The organism is Corynebacterium endometrii (assembly GCF_004795735.1).
Taxonomy (GTDB): Bacteria; Actinomycetota; Actinomycetes; order Mycobacteriales; family Mycobacteriaceae; genus Corynebacterium; species Corynebacterium endometrii.
In genome coordinates, this window is the sequence record NZ_CP039247.1 from 1,600,780 (window position 1) to 1,617,247 (window position 16,468).

A 16,468-nucleotide genomic window follows, 5' to 3' on the forward strand; every position below is an offset into this window, starting at 1 on the left:
GTCGACACTGTAGTAGAAGTCGCACGCGCTAGCTGCGTGGGGCGTCCACGCCTAGACGCGTGGCGTCAGCGGCGGCCGCCTCAGTCCCCGGCGCGGTGCCGGCAGGCGTCATGCGCTGGGATATGACGCGGGTTACGCCATCGCCTCGCATGGTCACGCCGTACAAAACGTTAGCCACGTCCATGGTTGGCTTCTGGTGCGTGATAACAATCAGCTGCGAGTCCTTGCGCAGCTCTTCAAACAGGGCGATGAGGCGACGCAGGTTTACATCGTCGAGGGCCGCTTCAACCTCATCCATGACGTAGAACGGGGATGGGCGCGCGCGGAAGATGGCCACCAACATCGCCAGTGCCGTGAGTGATTTTTCGCCGCCGGAGAGCAGGGACAGGCGTTTGACCTTCTTACCCGGCGGGCGGGCCTCAACCTCAATGCCGGTGGTAAGAAGCGAGTCAGGCTCGGTCAAGACAAGGCGCCCCTCGCCGCCCGGGAACAGCGTGTTAAATACCTTGGGGAATTCGGCCTCCACATCCTTCCACGCATCCGTAAAGAGCTGAAGAATCTGCGCGTCCACGTCCTCAATCACGCCGTTGAGGTCTGCGCGGGCCTGAATGACGTCATCGAGCTGCGTGGACAGGAACGTGTACCGCTCCTCCAGCGCCTTGTACTCCTCCAGCGCCAGCGGGTTGACCTTGCCCAGGGAATTCAAGTCTTTCTCGGCCTGCTTGAGGCGCTTTGTCTCCTCGGAGCGCACGAAATCGTCGCCCGGGGTGTAATCGCGGAGCAGGTCGGGGATGGAAACGCCCAGTTGCTCCACGATCTTGGCCTCCGCCTCGTCCACGCGGACTTGGGCCTGGGAGCGCGCAATCTCTGAAGAGTGGGCCGTTTGGGTCAGGCGGTCCAACTGATTGCGTGCAGCGGATACCGCCTGCTTGGCCGTGGCAACCTTGGAGTTGAGCAGGTTGCGCTGGTTGACTAGACCGTCGCGTTCGTCGGTAGCGCGCTGCAGGGCGCTGGACGCGCGGGCAGCCAAATCCTGGGCGTGCCGGGCGACTGTCGAGGCCAATTCCGCCTGTGCCTTGCGCCGCGCCATCGCCTGTTCGTGGCGGGCTTTGGCCTGCCGCTCGTGCTCTGCCTGACGGCGCAGGCTATCGCCACGGCCGGCAACCTGGCCGGCCTTGTCCTGGGCCGAGCGCAGAGCTAGTTGGGCCTCGACCTCCATGGCCTTGACCTGCTCCAGGGCTGCGGACGCCTCGTCGCGCAGCGCGGACGAAGGCTCATCCGGAGATTCATCCGCATCGACGCGGGCCAAGCGGTCACGCGCTTCTTCGAGTTGCTTGCGGATCTGATCCAGGTTTACTTCCAGCTCGGTGGCGCGGGCGGCAGCCTTGTCATGCTCATTCTTATTAGCCCCATGCTGCTTTAGCAGGCGCTGGTGGTCCCGTTTCCAGGCTTCCACCTGCGTATCGTGTTCGCGCAGCGCGGCCTTGGTAGAGGCGGCGGCCACGCGGGCATCCTCGGCGGCAATCTTGGCGCCCTCGAGGGTGCCGGAGAGTTCTTCTAACTCCTGGGTGGCGGTCTCCAGCTCTTCCTGGGCCTCCGCTATGCGGGTTGTGACCTCCACGGTGGACTTAGCTCCGTGACCTGCTTCAACCCAGCCTTCGCCTACGAGGACGCCGTCAGGCGTTACGGCGCGCAAGCGAGGATCCTCATCGATCGTGCTGCGCGCCTCGCTTAAGTCATTGACCAAGACCACGTCCGCCAGCAGGCGGTTGACCGCGGCCGAAACCTCAGGGGCTAGGCTCACCTCATCGAGCAGCCAGGTCGCGCCGGCCGGAAGCTGAGCGTCTAGGCGCCATGTGTGCTCCGCCGCCGCGGTGTCAATCAGCGAGGTGCGTGCGGACTCCTCAAGCAAGGCCACCACGTCCTCAGTCACTTCGCCTGCCTGAGCCTCGGCGAAAGCCCCCAGGGCCGCGGTGACGGCCACGTCATACTTGGTAGAAATGTACGTGGCCAGGGGCTGAAAGCCCTCCCCTAGGTCCATTGTCTCGGGCGCGGTCTGGGACAAGGTGTCTATCTGGGCGCGCAGGGTGTAGACCGCGCGTTCACGGTCGCGCTGCTCATCGCGCAACTGATCGAGGCGTTTTTCCGCGGCACCGGATTCGCTAGCGGCGCGGACATGGGCCTCTTCCAATGGTTCGCGTTCCGTGGCCAGCTCGGCTAGCTTATCCGCAACCTCTTCAGCCTCTGCCTGGGCTGCGCGGGTGCGGGCCAAGGTGGAACGCAACGTCTCTTCCTGATGCTCGAGCTCGGCTTCCGCGGCCGTTACCTGTCCCGCCAGGGACTCCTCCGCGGCGATGAGGCGAACCACGCCCTCACGGCGGTCAGCGATGGCGCGCAACTGAGCCATGTGCTCTTTTTCCGCGGCCTCGTAGTCTTGGCGTTTTGCCGCTACCTCCTCGCGGATCGCCTCTAGGCGCATAGCGGCCTCCTCAGCCGCCTCCGTGAGCATCTCGAATTCCTCATCGGCGTGCTGGGCCCGGGCCTCCAGATCCTCCGGATCCTGACCGGAATACGCCACCTGGGATCCAACGTTCTGAGCGCGCTCCGCGGCGATGCGTTGGGTTGCGGAGATCCGCTCGGACAGCGTGGACAGTTCAAACCACAGCTTCTGCGCTGCCTCGGCGCGCGGGGAGACCTCGGCCTGCTCGGCCTCGATTTCTAGCTGCTCCCCCGTGGCCTCTTCCAGCCGGGCCGTGAGCTCCTCAACCTGTTCGGCCAGAAGTTCGGCCTGGCGCTGCGAGTCCTCCAACGCCTTGCGCAACCGCACTACCTGGTCACCGGCGAGCTTTAGCCGCGCATCGCGAAGGTCCGCCTGAACGGTGGCCGCACGCTTTGCAGCCTCGGCCTGACGCGCCAAAGGCTTGAGCTGTTTGCCCAATTCATCCGTTAGATCCTGCAGGCGGTCCAGGTTTGCCTGCATGCCGGTGAGCTTGCGCTGGGCCTTTTCCTTGCGGCGGCGATGCTTTAAAACCCCGGCGGCTTCCTCAATGTAGGCGCGGCGATCCTCGGGCTTAGATTCCAGGATCTCCGCTAGTTTGCCCTGACCCACGATGATGTGCATCTCACGGCCGATGCCCGAGTCAGACAAAAGCTCCTGAATATCCATGAGGCGGGCCTTGGCGCCATTGATTTCATACTCGCTGGCACCGTCGCGATACATGCGGCGGGTGACGGAGACTTCCGTGTACTCGATGGGCAGCGCACCGTCATGGTTATCAATGGTTAGCGTAACCTCAGCGCGCCCCAGGGCCCCTCGGTCACCGGCGCCGGCGAAGATTACGTCCTGCATCTTACCGCCGCGCAGCGTCTTAGCAGACCCCTCGCCCATCACCCAGGCCAGGGCGTCCACGACGTTGGATTTTCCGGAGCCGTTCGGCCCCACGACTGCGCAAATGCCCGGCTCAAATTTAAGCGAGGTCGCCGAGGCAAAGGATTTGAATCCTTTGAGCGTCAGCGATTTGAGGTGCATTCCCAGAAGTTTAGCAACCGCCGTCCCAGTGCATGAAAAAGAGCGCTCCCCTCATCGCAGAAAGGGAAACGCTCTAGTTAACGCCAACGCCAAGCCGCCCCGGCGGCCCCGCGCAGGTGTTAGCGCTCGATGAAGCCGGACTCGCCCTTGGGACCGGCCCACTGCTCCACCACCAGGTCTACGGAACCAGGACGGCGGGTAGTGGAGGGCTGCTCCTTTAGCAAGGCGAGGAGCGATTCGCAGTCAGATCTTTCACCTTCGGCTATGACCTGGACGCGGCCGTCGGAAAGATTGGTAGCGTGGCCTGCAAGCCCCAGCTCCAGGGCACGGGAGCGCGTCCACCAACGAAACCCCACTCCTTGGACATGGCCATGCACGAATGCGGTCATCCGTACCTTAGACACTCAGACCACCCTGCTCATTGTCCTCACCGGCGCGGCGAGCGGCCCGCACGGTTACGCGATCTTCGGCGCTACGGCGGGTAACCGGGTCAGAGCCGTCCCAGAACTCAATGTTTTTAACCTCAGGCAGCATGTCACGGTGGAAGACAGGATCCACGCCGGCCCTGCGCTGTTCGTTGTAGTTCTTGAGCAGCTTGATGGCAATACCGGCCATAGGAGCAATCGCGATGATGTTAATAAACACCATGGACGCCGCGAACATGTCACCCATGGACCAGACCAGAGGAACCGAACCAATGGCGCCGAAGAACACGAAGCCCAGAACTATGACGCGGAAGATGTTGATGACAGTCTTGGACTTGGTCAGGTACTCCACGTTGGCCTGCGCCAAGTAGTAATTGCCCAAGATGGAGGAGAACGCGAGGAAGAACAGGATAAAGGTGACGAAGTGGATGGCCCAATCACCCACGGAATCGGCCAGCGCGAACTGGGTCAGGGAGACGCCTTGTTGTTCCTCACCGTAGGTCACTGCTGGCCCCAGCAGGATGATAAAGCTCGTGATTGAGCAAACCACCAAGGTATCAAAATATACGCCCAAGGTCTGAACCAGACCCTGCTTGACTGGGTGGGAGACGGTTGCGGTTGCCGCGGCGTTCGGCGCGGAACCCATACCGGCCTCATTGGAAAACAGGCCGCGGCGCATGCCCTGGGAGAATGCGAACCACAAGGTGGCGCCGGCAATTTCCTTAAAGCCCAGCGCATGGCCCACGATGGCGCTAATCATGCCCGGGATTTCATTGATGTTCAGGATTATAACCACGACGCCCATGATGATGTACGCGCCGGCCATGAAGGGCACAATCACGTTGGTAGCGTTAGCGATACGCTGCACGCCGCCAAAGATGACGATGGCGGTTAGGATGACCATGGCAATGCCGATGCCGACTTTCAGCCCCATGGAGTCATTGTTGAGGGACGCTCCCACGGACTCAACAATGGAGTTGGTCTGGATGGCGTTGTAGACAAAGCCGTAGGTAACGGGCAGGAAGATGGCGAAGATGACTGCCAATGGCTTCCAGCCTAGGCCGCGGGTCATGTAGTACGCCGGGCCGCCGTGGTAATTTCCGTCTTCATCCTTGGTCTTAAACAGCTGTGCCAAGGTGGATTCCACGAAGGAGGTCGCGCCGCCAACGAGGGCGATGACCCACATCCAGAACACGGCACCCGGGCCGCCGACGGAAATGGCTACCGCCACGCCGGCCACGTTGCCTGTGCCCACGCGGGCGGCGGCGGAGATGGTAAAAGCCTTGAAGGCTGAGATTCCGCCATACTCAGCATCCTTGTCCGCGCCAGCGCCGGATGGTGACTCCGTGATGGCCTTGAACATGTCCGGCAGCATGCGGATCTGAACCAAGAGGGTGCGGATACCAAAGTAGGCACCCGCGGCAAGGAGGAGCCACGGGACTCCAGTCCATAAGAAGTCACTTACTCCAGTGACTATGTTTTCAAGTGTTTCCATGGGATATCAGCCTATGGCACGGCACACACTCCGGCCCAATTCGGGGCCACCATACAATCCGGGGTTACAGACCTCCCGGCGGTCTGATGCTGGGTTTAAACGTCTGACACTGCGGGCACAGATGTGTGGAGCGCCCGGAAATGACCATGCGTTCCATCGCCGTGTTGCACCTGTGACAAGGTAAACCCGTGCGTCCATACGCGTTGAGTGAGCGCGAGAAATACCCGGATTCGCCGTTGACGTTGACGTAGAGCGAATCGAAACTGGTCCCGCCCTGTTCCAGGGCCCTATTCATGACCTCGGCGGCCCTGCGGATAAGGGTTAGCGCATCGGATTGCCTCAGCGTCGATGCGCGCTTCTTGGGGTGAATTCCGGCGGCCCACAGGGCCTCGTCGGCATAGATATTGCCCACGCCGGATAGGACGGTCTGATCCAGCAGCACGGATTTAATCGGGCCCCTCTTCGCACGGATGCGCCTCGCCGCGGCCGCCTCGTCGAAATCAGCCTCCAACGGGTCTGGCGCTATGTGCGCCATGGTGGACCAGGGCGCGTAAAGCCAGCGGCCAAAGGTGCGCTGATCGATAAAGGTCACCGTCAGCGGGTCACCGCTGGGAGTGTGCAGGCGTGCAGTAAGGCGCACGTGCTTGGAATCCGTATCGCCTATTCGTATTTGGCCGGACATGCCTAGGTGAATAAACAACACGTCCCTCAGGGGATCCTGGTGGTCCTCGTGCTCAAATTCCAACCACATGAACTTGCCCCGGCGCGCCACGTGGGAAACGGTTTGCCCACGCAATAGGGCACCTAGGGGTTCAAGTTGTCCGCGGTTGGCGCGGGGATTGTGGACCGTCACCGCGTCAAACGTTGCGCCGCCTATGTAGCGGGCGAGGCCGCGGCGGACTACTTCCACCTCTGGTAACTCAGGCATTTCGGGCAGCTATCGCTAGAAAAGGGTTATTTCGTCCAGGTATCAACAGTCCCGCGCACCAGCTGAGGGGTCTTTTTGAGCTTGGCGCAGGCTTGTTCCGCGGCTTCCTGCTCGGCGAGCTTCTTGTTATGCCCGGTGCCGGCGCCCAGGTCATGGCCCGCCACCGTGGCGGTGGCGCTAAATACCTGGTCGTGCTCGGGGCCCGTGGAGGTGGAGGTGTAGACCGGCATGGGCGCACGCAGTTCGGCGCACAGTTCCTGGAGGTTTGTCTTCCAGTCGAGGTGGCGGCCGGAAACGGTGGCGTTATCAATCTTGTACTTAAACAGGCGCAGGATAACGTCACGGGCCTGCTCGAATCCGTGCTGGCGGTAGATCGCCCCAAAGATCGCTTCGGTGGTGTCAGCCAGGATGGAATCCTTATCATGTCCCCCCGTGGACTGCTCGCCCTTGCCCAGCAGGATGTGGGGGCCAAGATTAATCTCGCGTGCGATATCCGCAAGGCCGTAGCGGGAGACGATGGACGCGCGCATCTTTGATACGTCCGATTCCGGACGTGACGGGTACTGCGTATAAAGCTGAGAGGCCACGGACAGCCCCAGCACGGCATCGCCTAGAAACTCTAGGCGTTCATTGTTGGGAAGCGTGCCATTTTCATTGGCGAATGAGCGGTGGGTTAGGGCCAAGCACAGCAGCTCCGGGGCAATTTCGACGCCCAAGACCTGGAGCAGTGGCGCGTGATCCACGGCTTCGAAAGCCTGCTTCAGGGACTCCTCGCCGGTCAGCTTCTTTTTGCGGCTCACAGGAACTTCTCCAATCCGCTCCAGCGTGGATCCACCTTGCTCTCCTCCGCTTCGCCTTCCCCGGAGATGCCCGTGGTCACGCCTTCCGGCTCATCAATCTCACAGCCGCCCTCGCATACCGGCGCGAACGGCAGGCTCAAGCCCGCCTCATCGATGACGGTCTGCAGCAGATCGAGCTGATCGTTGTCAATCAATGGGGTCTCATCTCCAGAGCCCTTGTCCTCATCGTCTGCCGCATCACCGGTGATAAAATCCTCATCTGCGGCAAAAACTTGGGAGACGTGCAGGTCCAATTCGCGCTTCAAGGGTTCCAGGCACCGTGAGCATTCCCCTTGTAGCTCTCCACGCAGGTCAGCGTCGACCATGATGGCGCCGCCCAATGGCGTCAGGGTAGCGTCTACCGTCAATTCCCCTCCCTCAGGGATGGCAATCATCTCTACGCCGATGCGCTCCGGCGCCGGGCCAGTCTGCGTGCGTTGAAGGGGCATTCCATCTGCGTCTGGTCCTCGAAGGAGGGACGCAACGTTGAAAATCAATGGGTTAGTCATATCGGTCAATAGCCTACCCCGGGTAGGTTCCCTTCGGCTATCTCGGAGCCACGCTGTCAACAAGCCCAGAGCCTTCGCGTAACCTAGCAGCGGCATGCCGCGCGCTACGCCCGCCTGTACGGCGGCTGTCAAGAGCTTTACGAGCGCATAACGCTTCGCGCCCACACGTGGGTTCTTTGCCCCTGGGCTCTTACAGTGGGGTGCATGGATTGGGAGATGGTGCACTTTGAAGAAGGGGCGGCCGCCATAGCCGCCGCGGCTCTGATCCTGCCTCCACTCGCGCTGTGCCTTGCCTCGCTAGGCTTAATGCGCACGGTAGATAACGCTCATCCCCCCTTCAACGGGCCCTTCGATGACAACACGGGTCTGCGGCTGCGGCACGTAGCGGTGTGGTCTTTTGGCACGGGTTCCGTCATTGGTGCCGGTACCGTTTTTCCGGTCAATTTCGAGGTGGCCGTTATGGCCGGGTGCGTGACCATGTCCATTGTGGCGGGAATCATCACCTGGAACGCTCGGAAGGCCTACGCCGGCGCACTGATGGCCGTGGCGTTTCTAGGCTTAGGCGCAACGGTGGTGGAACTGACCCTCATGGTCTTAGTTGCCTTAGGCGGCGGCAATTTTATCACCGCGGAACAGGCGGCGGGACTCGGCGCGATGTGGCTGCTCTACGGGGTACCCAGCCTCGTGAGCGGGCTCATCGTGGCGTTTATCTCCACGCGCTCGCAGGTAACTGAGGCCGATGCGGTAGCAGAGCGTCAGCGCGCCCTGGATAGTGGCAATCGGCCATCACCCACACCCTAGAATGCCACCCCCGGCGGGGCCCGGGTATTAAAGAGGCGGCCGCGCCGGGAATCCCCACTTCCCCGTCGCGGCCGCCTTCGGGTTTCAGAGCGCAGTACTTAACTTCTGCTCGTCCAAGCCGCTCGCTTTACTGCTCGTAACCGCGCGGGGTGTAACCGCCGCGCTCGGGGCGATGGCGTGGGACACCGGATGCGGCACCCGCGCCGCGACGCAGGGCGGTGCGATCAGAGGACACGGTGCGCAGCAGGCCGCCCAGCGTCTCTTCGAATTCGGCAAGTTTGGAATCCACGAATTCATCGCATTCGGTCCGCAGACGGTTGGACTCGGTGTGCGCCGTATCCACGATGCGGTGGGCCTCCTCATTGGAGCGGCGAACTACCTCAGACTCAGAAACCAGGCGCTCCTGCTCTGCCTGGCCGTCAGCCACGGCGCGCTCATAGGAGGCGTTGCCCTCAGCAATGGTCCGCTCTGCCTGGGCCTGAGCGTCCTCCACCATAGCGGTGGAGTCAGCATGCGCCTTGGCCATAATCGCCTCAGCGCGGCGAGTAGCGTCCTCTACCATCGCGGCGGCGTCAGCCTCCGCGCGGGCCATAATCTCATCCGCCTGAGCGCTGGAATCAGCAATAGTTTGATCCGCGCGCTCTTCTGCCCCACGGATAATCTCATCCTGCTTGTCTAAAACATCCTGAGCGTCATCGACCTCCACCGGCAGCGCGTTGCGCAGGTCATCCAGGATGGCCAGCATCTCATTGCGAGGCACTACGCAATTAGAAGTCATAGGGACACTTCGGCCGTGTTCAACGGTGCGGTTCAATTCATCAAGACACTCAAATACGCGGTACATAGGGCAAATCTTAAAGGCGTTTGCTGCGGCAGTGAGGTTCCCACGCATGCCACCGCTAAATTTTCTCAACTTCTACTTGAGGGTCAGACAAGCCGGGCCCACGCTGCAACTCCCCCGCCCTATGCCGCAGCCGCCGCCAAGGAGCTTCTTCGCAAAGAGTACGGCGACCGCGGCCGCTTCCAGCCAGGTCACGATGGGCCCCGTGTGCGGGGCCAGGGATGGCCGCCGGCCATTCCACCGCGCCGAAAAGCCCCTCCCCGCATGAGGATTCATTCAAGGAACCTCATGCGCGAAGGGGCCGCACGTCCCAAGCCCAAGGCTTAGGGGCTAGGACTTAGATGACGCCCTGTGCCAGCATCGCGTCAGCAACCTTCTTGAAACCGGCGATGTTGGCGCCGGCCACGTAGTCACCTTCGCGGTCATACTCAGCGGCGGTCTCCTCACAGCTGGTGAAGATGCCGGACATGATCTTGCGCAGGCGCTCATCGGTGTAGTCAAAGGACCAAGAATCGCGGGACGCGTTTTGCTGCATCTCCAGGGCCGAGGTGGCCACGCCGCCGGCGTTGGCGGCCTTGCCTGGGGCGAACGCCACATCGGAGTTTTGGAACAGGTGGACCGCGTCGGCGGTGCACGGCATGTTTGCGCCCTCCGCGACGTAGCGGACACCATTGTCGATCAGCAGCTGGGCGGAATCCGCGTCCAGCTCATTCTGGGTTGCGCACGGCAAAGCAATATCGGCCTCGACCTCCCAGATATTGCCCTTCTCGTGGAACTCAGCACCGTTGCCGGCCTCCGCAGCGTAGGCAGAGATGCGCTCGCGGCGAACTTCCTTAACGTCCTTGAGCAGCGCAATGTCCACGCCGTTAGGGGTGGAGATGTAGCCGGAGGAATCAGACATAGCCACGACGGTAGCGCCCAGCTCCTGGGCCTTTGCAGCCGCGTAGGTGGCCACATTGCCGGAACCGGAAACAATAACCTTAGCGCCGTCAAAGCTGTCCCCGTTGGACTTTGCCATCTGCTCGGTAAAGTAGACGCAACCGTAACCGGTAGCCTCGGTGCGCACCAGGGAGCCACCCCAGCTCAGGCCCTTGCCGGTCAGCACGCCGGATTCATGCTGGTTCGCCAGGCGGCGGTACTGGCCAAACAGGTAGCCAATCTCACGGCCGCCAACACCAATGTCACCCGCAGGAACGTCGCGGTACTCACCAATGTGGCGGTAGAGCTCAGTCATGAAGGACTGGCAAAAACGCATAACCTCGGCGTCAGACTTGCCCTTTGGATCAAAGTCAGAGCCGCCCTTGCCGCCGCCGATTGGCAGGCCGGTCAGGGAGTTCTTAAAGATCTGCTCGAAACCCAGGAACTTGATAATGCCCAGGTTCACGGATGGGTGGAAACGCAGGCCGCCCTTGTATGGGCCCAGGGCGGAGTTAAACTGCACGCGGAAACCGCGGTTTACCTTGATCTCACCGCTGTCAGTGGTCCACGGAACGCGGAAGATAATCTGGCGCTCAGGCTCGCAGAGGCGCTCCACCAGACCATAATCTGCATAATGAGGGTCCTTCTCCAGAACTACCTTGAGGGAATCCAGAACCTCGGCGAGGGCCTGGTGGAACTCAGGCTCGCCGGCGTTACGCTTTAAAAGCTTGTCATAGTAACTGGAAATCTGCTGGTCGATGGACATTTTCCTCCTTTAAGGCCCCACTGAGGCAAAAGATCTAAAGAACCCCGCCGCACATATAAGCCACTGGCTGCATAATATGCACTCGAGGTATAATTCCTGCGCATAAGAGTCTTCACTCATTGATGCAACTTTGCAACCCTTTTATGCGGTGATCCAGACCACTATTGGAATTGGGTGTCACAGTATAATGAGCGGCATGCATATTATCGTCGCGCCCGATTCCTTCAAGGGAACCGCCACCGCACCAGAGGCCGCAGCCGGCATTGCCGCGGGCATTCGTGAAGCCCTCCCCGAAGCAAAAGTCACCACGCTCGCTTTAGCCGACGGCGGCGAGGGGACCTCGGAAGCAGTAGCCAGCGTCCTGGCCACCGCCGGGCACCGAATTGAAAAGGTAACCCTGCCCACCGTGGACGCCCTAGGAAGGTTGACGGAGGCGACCTATTATCTTGACCGCGATGACAACACCGCCTACATCGATGTGGCCGCCGCCTCCGGCCTGCCTGCCGTGGCGGACGGCCCCGACGCCCTGCATTCTGACACCTACGGGACGGGCGTTCTTATCGCCGACGCCGAATCCAAAGGCGCCAAGCGCATTGTCCTGGGCCTAGGGGGCTCCGCCACGACCGACGGAGGCACCGGCATCCTGACCGCCCTGGGCGCCGCGGCCCACGATTCCCGCGGCTACGCCCTGCCCAAGGGCGGCGCTCCCCTGGTGCACCTGGACCACATTGACACGGTGCAGCTCAACATGAAGGCGGCAATGCTGGATTTTGTCCTTCTGTGTGACACCCGCTGCACCGCGGCCCGCTCGGCGATCATGTACGGCCCCCAGAAAGGCGCGTCGCAGCAGGAAGTGGCATTACTGACCGGCGCCTTACAGCGCCTGTGTGAGGTAACCGGGATTGATCCAGAGACCGAATCCTTCGGCGCCGCCGGCGCGATTCCAGTTGGCCTGACCTGGGTATCTGAGACCCTGTGGGGCACCCGGGACCACGTCGCCGTTCGCTCTGGCGCGGAATTCATCGCCGATGCCATGAACCTCGATGATCGCCTAGCCACCGCGGACCTCATCATCACGGGTGAAGGCGGCTTCGATGAGCAGTCCCTGACCGGAAAGGTGGTGGGCACCATCGCCGATAAGGCCGCGGCCGCGGGAGTTCAGCTTGGCGTCGTGGCGGGCCGCTTTGATGACTCCGCCGAGCTTCCGGCCGGAACGCTGTCAGCGGAACTCATCTCCCTGCGCGAATCCGAATCCCAGCCTATGCCCGCGCAGTTGCGCGCGGCCGGCAAGGCGATTGCAAAGCAGCTCTCCGCGCGAGGCTAACCCACTGGCCCGCACCGGGCCACGATTTATTCGCACAGCACAGCGCCCGTCTACCTCACCGCATTGGAGGTAAACGGGCGCTGTTTTTATGCGTTGCCTACTTGACGTGTTCCTGGGCCACCAGGGCATCGTCGGAGGCGTACTCGTAGTCGCGGAGGTCGCCGGAGACCTCATCTGGATGCTTGCGCAGGTGGATTATTGCCGCGGCCAGGCCGCCCCAGATAATCACCATGAACAAAACCATCATCATGATTGCGATACCGGACATATTTAGCCCTCCTTCTGAATCAAATCGGTGTTTTCTTCGCCGGGCACATAGGCGCGCGGCTTGGCAAGCTTGCGGGTAGCCTCGGGGTTCACACCGAAGTCAGAGCCCGGAGGGCCGGACAGTGGCAGCTGCGAGTCGCGCCATGGCATCACGGACAGGGCGAAGGACACCGCGACGATGGCGGCGATAACGCCCCAACCCCAGGTGATGATTTGGGATTGCTGGTAGCCACCGTAAGGCTCATTGATCAGGGTGACAATCTCCTGGATGAGGGTAAACCCGAGGACCAGGGTGGTGACGTTAACCACGCAAATGCGCCATACGTTGCCGACGTGGAAGGAAGACACGGCATTGATGTGAGTGGAGAACTCGCCGATGCGGCGGAGAATCCAGTCAATGATGATGACCGCGATAAGGGCCACACCCACGATGCCCACGTTATTCGTGAACTTGTCCATGATGTCCAGGGTGACCATGCCGGAGGTGGTTGCAAACAGTGCCAGGGACAGCAGCGCCATGACCACACCGATGCCGATAGCGGCGGTCTTACGCGGCAGGTCGAACTTGTCCTTCACCGCGGAAACCACAACCTCCATCAGGGAGAACAGGGAGGTAAATCCGGCGAGGGTGAGGGAGAGGAAGAACAGGAAACCAAAGATGCTGCCGCCAACCATTTCGTTGATGATCGCCGGGAACGCGACGAAAGCCAGGCCAATGCCGGAGGTGGCAACCTCATCGACCTGCACGCCCTGGCTTGCTGCCATAAAGCCCAGTGCGGCGAAGACACCAATACCGGCCAGAACCTCGAAGGAGGAATTAGCGAAACCGGTAACCAAACCGGTGCCGGTCAGGTTGGTACGAGGCTTCAGGTAGGAGGAATAGGTCAGCATGATGCCAAAGGACACGGACAGGGAGAAGAAGATCTGTCCATACGCCGCAACCCACACGGTTGGGTTGGTCAACTCGCCCCAGTGAGGGGTAAACAGTGCGTCCAAGCCCATTCCGGCGCCCTCGAGGAATACCGAGCGAACCACCACGATGATAAACAGCACGAACAGCAGCGGGATGAAGAACTTGGATACGGCACCAATGCCCTTATCCACGCCGATAGCCAAAACGACAATCGCGGCGATCCAGACCAACGCCAGCGCTAGCGCGATCTGTGGGACGAAATCCGTGGAAAATACCTTGGTATCATCCAGCTGCAGGAAGTCCGTGAAGAAGTAGGCGTTGGTGTCATCGCCCCACTGCCGGCCTAGGGACTTGATGGTATAAATCGCGGCCCAGGCGATGATCGCCGCGTAATAGATGGTAATGAAAAACGCAATGCCCACCTGGATCCAACCCACGGGCTCGGCCCACGCCTTAATGCGGCGGAACACCAAGGGCGCGGAACCGCGGTAGCGGTGGCCCAGCGCGTAATCCAGGAACAAAAGCGGGATACCCGCGGTGAGCAGCGCCACCAGATAGGGTATCAGGAACGCGCCGCCGCCGTTGTCATATGCAACGTATGGGAAGCGCCAGATGTTGCCAAGGCCAACGGCGGAACCGATGGCGGCGAGCAGGAATACCCAGCGGGAGGAAAATACTTCCCGCCTCTCACCTTGCTGCGCCTGAGTGTTGTCAGACATTTTTACCTCACCGGAAACTGTGTAAGAAGAGAAACATTGTCACATCTGGACGGTGGTGAAACCCTTTTTCTCACCTATGGGTGGGGCGAGTCGGAAGTCCCAGCCCGGCAACCCTCATGGATAAAAGTGGGAGACCGTTTTCAGATAGTGAGATAGTAGCCAGATTCCCACCTAATGAGAAACGTATTCTCACAGTCTGAAAGAATCCACCCCCACTTGCGGGGAGGGATCCCATCCCGCATACATGGACTCACTCCACGCCCAACACAAATGTCCTCAGAGGTCAGCAATTACCCCGATTCGCGGCTAAAGCCCCGCCCACTCGCACCCATTGCGGCGCGCGGCGCTAGACCGCGTGCGCCGCCACGGTTCCTAACGCAGAATCTCAACCGTCCACGGGAAAATCGCGGGCTGTTCGTGGGCCTTTTCATCCTCTAGGAGTACGTGATCCTTCGGCAGCACCGCCTCGGGGGTCAGCAGGCGGGAGAGCACCATGGTCAGTTGATTGATGGAGCCTTCCACCCCATCAACCGCGATGGCGTACCGGCGCACAGAGGCGTTTTCCAACTCCAGGTCCTCATGCTCATCCCGGTAGCTTTGGCGCAGCGTTTCCTCAACGCCCTCATAAAGCTTCGGCGCGTCATCGCGCACCACCGTGGCGCTAGTCAGCTTTCCCGCTGCAACTAGCTTTTCTCCTGCGGTGCTAAACATCTCCCCCACTCGATCGGCGAAATCGTGGGTTACCAAAACATCAAACTGAATAATCGGCATAGCCCAAGACTACCTACCCGCGTAAGTACGCAGCATTTGCGACTACCATTTCATTAGAGCCCCGTTAACCCATCGCGATCAGAAAGGCCTTCAAACCACCATGTCCACGCCTTCATCCTCTGCCACCGCCCCGCAGCAAGCCATTGCGGATTTCATTAACTCCCACGGAACGGATCTCACGTGGCAGCGCCCCTTCTATGAAGACTTGCACGCCAACCCGGAGCTGTCCCATGAGGAAGAGCGTACCGCCGGCAAGATCTTAGAACGCCTGGACGCCATGGACTGCGAGGTGGTTTCAGGAATCGGCGGCCACGGCATCGTTGCCATCTTCCGCAACGGTGAGGGCCCGTCCGTGCTTATGCGTGCGGACTTTGATGCACTGCCGGTGAAAGAGGAAAGCGGCTTAAGCTACGCGTCAACGAACGACTATATGCACGCGTGCGGCCACGACATGCACGCCACGGCGCTGATGGGTGTGTGCGAGGTTCTCAACGCGCAACGCCAGGCCTGGACGGGCACGTTCTTGGCCCTATTCCAGCCGGCCGAGGAAACTTCCGTGGGCGCTAAGTACATGATCGCCGATGACCTGGTCAGCAGGGTCCCCGCACCGGATATCTGCCTGGGCCAACACGTGCTTCCAGGCAAGGCGGGCCTAGTAATGTCCAAACCCGGCCCCGTTCTAGCTGGTTGCGATTCCCTCCGCATCCGGGTCACCGGCCGCTCCGCGCACGCTTCCATGCCCCACAACTCCATTGACCCTACGTTCCTAGCGGCCATGATCGTCGTCCGCCTGCAGGGCATCGTGGGCCGCGAGGTGGCCCCTCATGAGTTCTTTGTCATTTCGGTCGGCGAGTTGCATTCCGGGGATAAGAACAACATCATTCCGGACTACGCTGAGCTAGTCCTCAACACTCGCTACTATGACACCGCCCTGGCTGAGCGCGTCTACGGCAGCCTGGAGCGAATGGTGCGGGCCGAGTGCGAGGCATCCGGGTGCACGGTAGAGCCAACCTTCGAATTCTTCGCCCACGGTGAGGTCACGGATAACGACCCGGCGGCGGATGCGGCCATCCGCCCGACGTTTGATTCCGTCTTCGGCGAGCTGTCCATCACCACGGAGCCGTCCACCGCGTCCGAGGATTTCTGCTACCTCCCACAGGCCTGGGGCGTTCCTTACTATTACTGGTTCATCGGCTCCACCCCTGAATCCCTCATGGACAATCCGCCTGTCAACCACCAGGCGAACTTCATCCCGGAGTATGAACCGACGGTAGATTCCTCAACCAAGGCGGGCCTAGCCGCGGTTTTGACCTATCTGCACCGATAAACTCGAGGTAGACCAACGGCCGGAATTGGGCGAAAATACCTAAACTGCGGATCCGCACAGCTAGAAGCAGCGTTTCGCGAGGTGCAACCCCGCAGC

Annotated in this window: 14 protein-coding genes; 3 read left to right on the forward strand and 11 right to left on the reverse strand. The window is 61.0% G+C overall.

Features of this window, described 5'->3' with window-relative positions:
- Positions 1-28 precede the first annotated feature (28 nt).
- The 6 genes from smc to CENDO_RS07240 all read right to left on the reverse strand — a co-directional run bounded on the left by smc (position 29) and on the right by CENDO_RS07240 (position 7,725).
- Positions 29-3,529, reverse strand: a complete 3,501-nt coding sequence (gene smc / locus CENDO_RS07215) for a chromosome segregation protein SMC (protein WP_136141433.1) — start codon at positions 3,527-3,529, stop codon at positions 29-31.
- A gap of 119 nt (positions 3,530-3,648) precedes the next feature.
- Positions 3,649-3,933, reverse strand: a complete 285-nt coding sequence (locus tag CENDO_RS07220) for an acylphosphatase (RefSeq protein ID WP_210726524.1) — start codon at positions 3,931-3,933, stop codon at positions 3,649-3,651.
- Entirely contained in the window at positions 3,926-5,449 is a 1,524-nt protein-coding gene (locus tag CENDO_RS07225; RefSeq protein WP_136141434.1) for an alanine/glycine:cation symporter family protein, read from the reverse strand. The genes CENDO_RS07220 and CENDO_RS07225 overlap by 8 nt, the downstream gene beginning before the upstream one ends.
- 64 nt (positions 5,450-5,513) lie before the next feature.
- Entirely contained in the window at positions 5,514-6,377 is an 864-nt protein-coding gene (gene mutM, locus CENDO_RS07230; protein ID WP_136141435.1) for a bifunctional DNA-formamidopyrimidine glycosylase/DNA-(apurinic or apyrimidinic site) lyase, read from the reverse strand.
- Positions 6,378-6,403: 26 nt separating this feature from the next.
- A complete protein-coding gene (rnc, locus tag CENDO_RS07235) occupies positions 6,404-7,177 on the reverse strand; it encodes a ribonuclease III (RefSeq protein WP_136141436.1) in 774 nt (257 codons plus the stop codon).
- Positions 7,174-7,725, reverse strand: a complete 552-nt coding sequence (locus CENDO_RS07240) for a YceD family protein (protein WP_136141437.1) — start codon at positions 7,723-7,725, stop codon at positions 7,174-7,176. The genes rnc and CENDO_RS07240 overlap by 4 nt, the downstream gene beginning before the upstream one ends.
- A 204-nt stretch (positions 7,726-7,929) precedes the next feature.
- Between CENDO_RS07240 and CENDO_RS07245 the strand changes: the two genes are divergently transcribed.
- Positions 7,930-8,526 (forward strand): hypothetical protein, encoded by a 597-nt coding sequence (locus CENDO_RS07245; RefSeq protein ID WP_136141438.1) that lies wholly within the window; start codon positions 7,930-7,932, stop codon positions 8,524-8,526.
- Positions 8,527-8,653: 127 nt separating this feature from the next.
- On the opposite strand, the gene CENDO_RS07250 is transcribed toward CENDO_RS07245, so the two are convergent.
- Together CENDO_RS07250 and gdhA are read right to left on the reverse strand one after the other, a co-directional pair.
- On the reverse strand, positions 8,654-9,370 hold the full coding sequence (locus CENDO_RS07250) for a DivIVA domain-containing protein (protein ID WP_136141439.1): 717 nt from the start codon (positions 9,368-9,370) through the stop codon (positions 8,654-8,656).
- Between the two features lie 334 nt (positions 9,371-9,704).
- Positions 9,705-11,051, reverse strand: coding sequence for an NADP-specific glutamate dehydrogenase (gdhA, locus tag CENDO_RS07255; protein WP_136141440.1), 1,347 nt, complete (start codon positions 11,049-11,051; stop codon positions 9,705-9,707).
- Positions 11,052-11,247: 196 nt separating this feature from the next.
- Here gdhA and CENDO_RS07260 point away from each other — a divergent pair, with 196 nt between their 5' ends.
- On the forward strand, positions 11,248-12,375 hold the full coding sequence (locus CENDO_RS07260) for a glycerate kinase (protein WP_136141441.1): 1,128 nt from the start codon (positions 11,248-11,250) through the stop codon (positions 12,373-12,375).
- Positions 12,376-12,472: 97 nt separating this feature from the next.
- Here CENDO_RS07260 and metS read toward each other — a convergent pair whose 3' ends face one another.
- The 3 genes from metS to CENDO_RS07275 form a co-directional block, all read right to left on the reverse strand.
- Entirely contained in the window at positions 12,473-12,643 is a 171-nt protein-coding gene (metS, locus tag CENDO_RS07265) for a methionine/alanine import NSS transporter subunit MetS (RefSeq protein WP_136141442.1), read from the reverse strand.
- A gap of 2 nt (positions 12,644-12,645) precedes the next feature.
- Positions 12,646-14,274 carry a sodium-dependent transporter gene (locus CENDO_RS07270; protein ID WP_136141443.1) on the reverse strand — a complete coding sequence of 543 codons (1,629 nt, stop codon included), beginning with the start codon at positions 14,272-14,274 and terminating at the stop codon, positions 12,646-12,648.
- Between the two features lie 372 nt (positions 14,275-14,646).
- The gene (locus CENDO_RS07275; protein WP_136141444.1) at positions 14,647-15,045 is read right to left on the reverse strand and encodes a hypothetical protein; all 399 of its coding nucleotides are present in this window, start codon (positions 15,043-15,045) and stop codon (positions 14,647-14,649) included.
- A 100-nt stretch (positions 15,046-15,145) separates the two neighbouring features.
- Between CENDO_RS07275 and CENDO_RS07280 the strand changes: the two genes are divergently transcribed.
- Positions 15,146-16,372, forward strand: a complete 1,227-nt coding sequence (locus CENDO_RS07280) for an amidohydrolase (RefSeq protein ID WP_136141445.1) — start codon at positions 15,146-15,148, stop codon at positions 16,370-16,372.
- Positions 16,373-16,468 lie beyond the last annotated feature (96 nt).

Coding starts and splice junctions, on each gene's coding strand:
- CENDO_RS07270 (WP_136141443.1), bottom strand. CDS start 14,274: ATGTCTGACAACACTCAGGCGCAGCAAGGTGAGAGGCGGGAAGTATTT.
- smc (WP_136141433.1), bottom strand. CDS start 3,529: ATGCACCTCAAATCGCTGACGCTCAAAGGATTCAAATCCTTTGCCTCG.
- CENDO_RS07250 (WP_136141439.1), bottom strand. CDS start 9,370: ATGTACCGCGTATTTGAGTGTCTTGATGAATTGAACCGCACCGTTGAA.
- metS (WP_136141442.1), bottom strand. CDS start 12,643: ATGTCCGGTATCGCAATCATGATGATGGTTTTGTTCATGGTGATTATC.
- CENDO_RS07280 (WP_136141445.1), top strand. CDS start 15,146: ATGTCCACGCCTTCATCCTCTGCCACCGCCCCGCAGCAAGCCATTGCG.
- CENDO_RS07275 (WP_136141444.1), bottom strand. CDS start 15,045: ATGCCGATTATTCAGTTTGATGTTTTGGTAACCCACGATTTCGCCGAT.
- CENDO_RS07225 (WP_136141434.1), bottom strand. CDS start 5,449: ATGGAAACACTTGAAAACATAGTCACTGGAGTAAGTGACTTCTTATGG.
- CENDO_RS07260 (WP_136141441.1), top strand. CDS start 11,248: ATGCATATTATCGTCGCGCCCGATTCCTTCAAGGGAACCGCCACCGCA.
- CENDO_RS07240 (WP_136141437.1), bottom strand. CDS start 7,725: ATGACTAACCCATTGATTTTCAACGTTGCGTCCCTCCTTCGAGGACCA.
- mutM (WP_136141435.1), bottom strand. CDS start 6,377: ATGCCTGAGTTACCAGAGGTGGAAGTAGTCCGCCGCGGCCTCGCCCGC.
- CENDO_RS07245 (WP_136141438.1), top strand. CDS start 7,930: ATGGATTGGGAGATGGTGCACTTTGAAGAAGGGGCGGCCGCCATAGCC.
- gdhA (WP_136141440.1), bottom strand. CDS start 11,051: ATGTCCATCGACCAGCAGATTTCCAGTTACTATGACAAGCTTTTAAAG.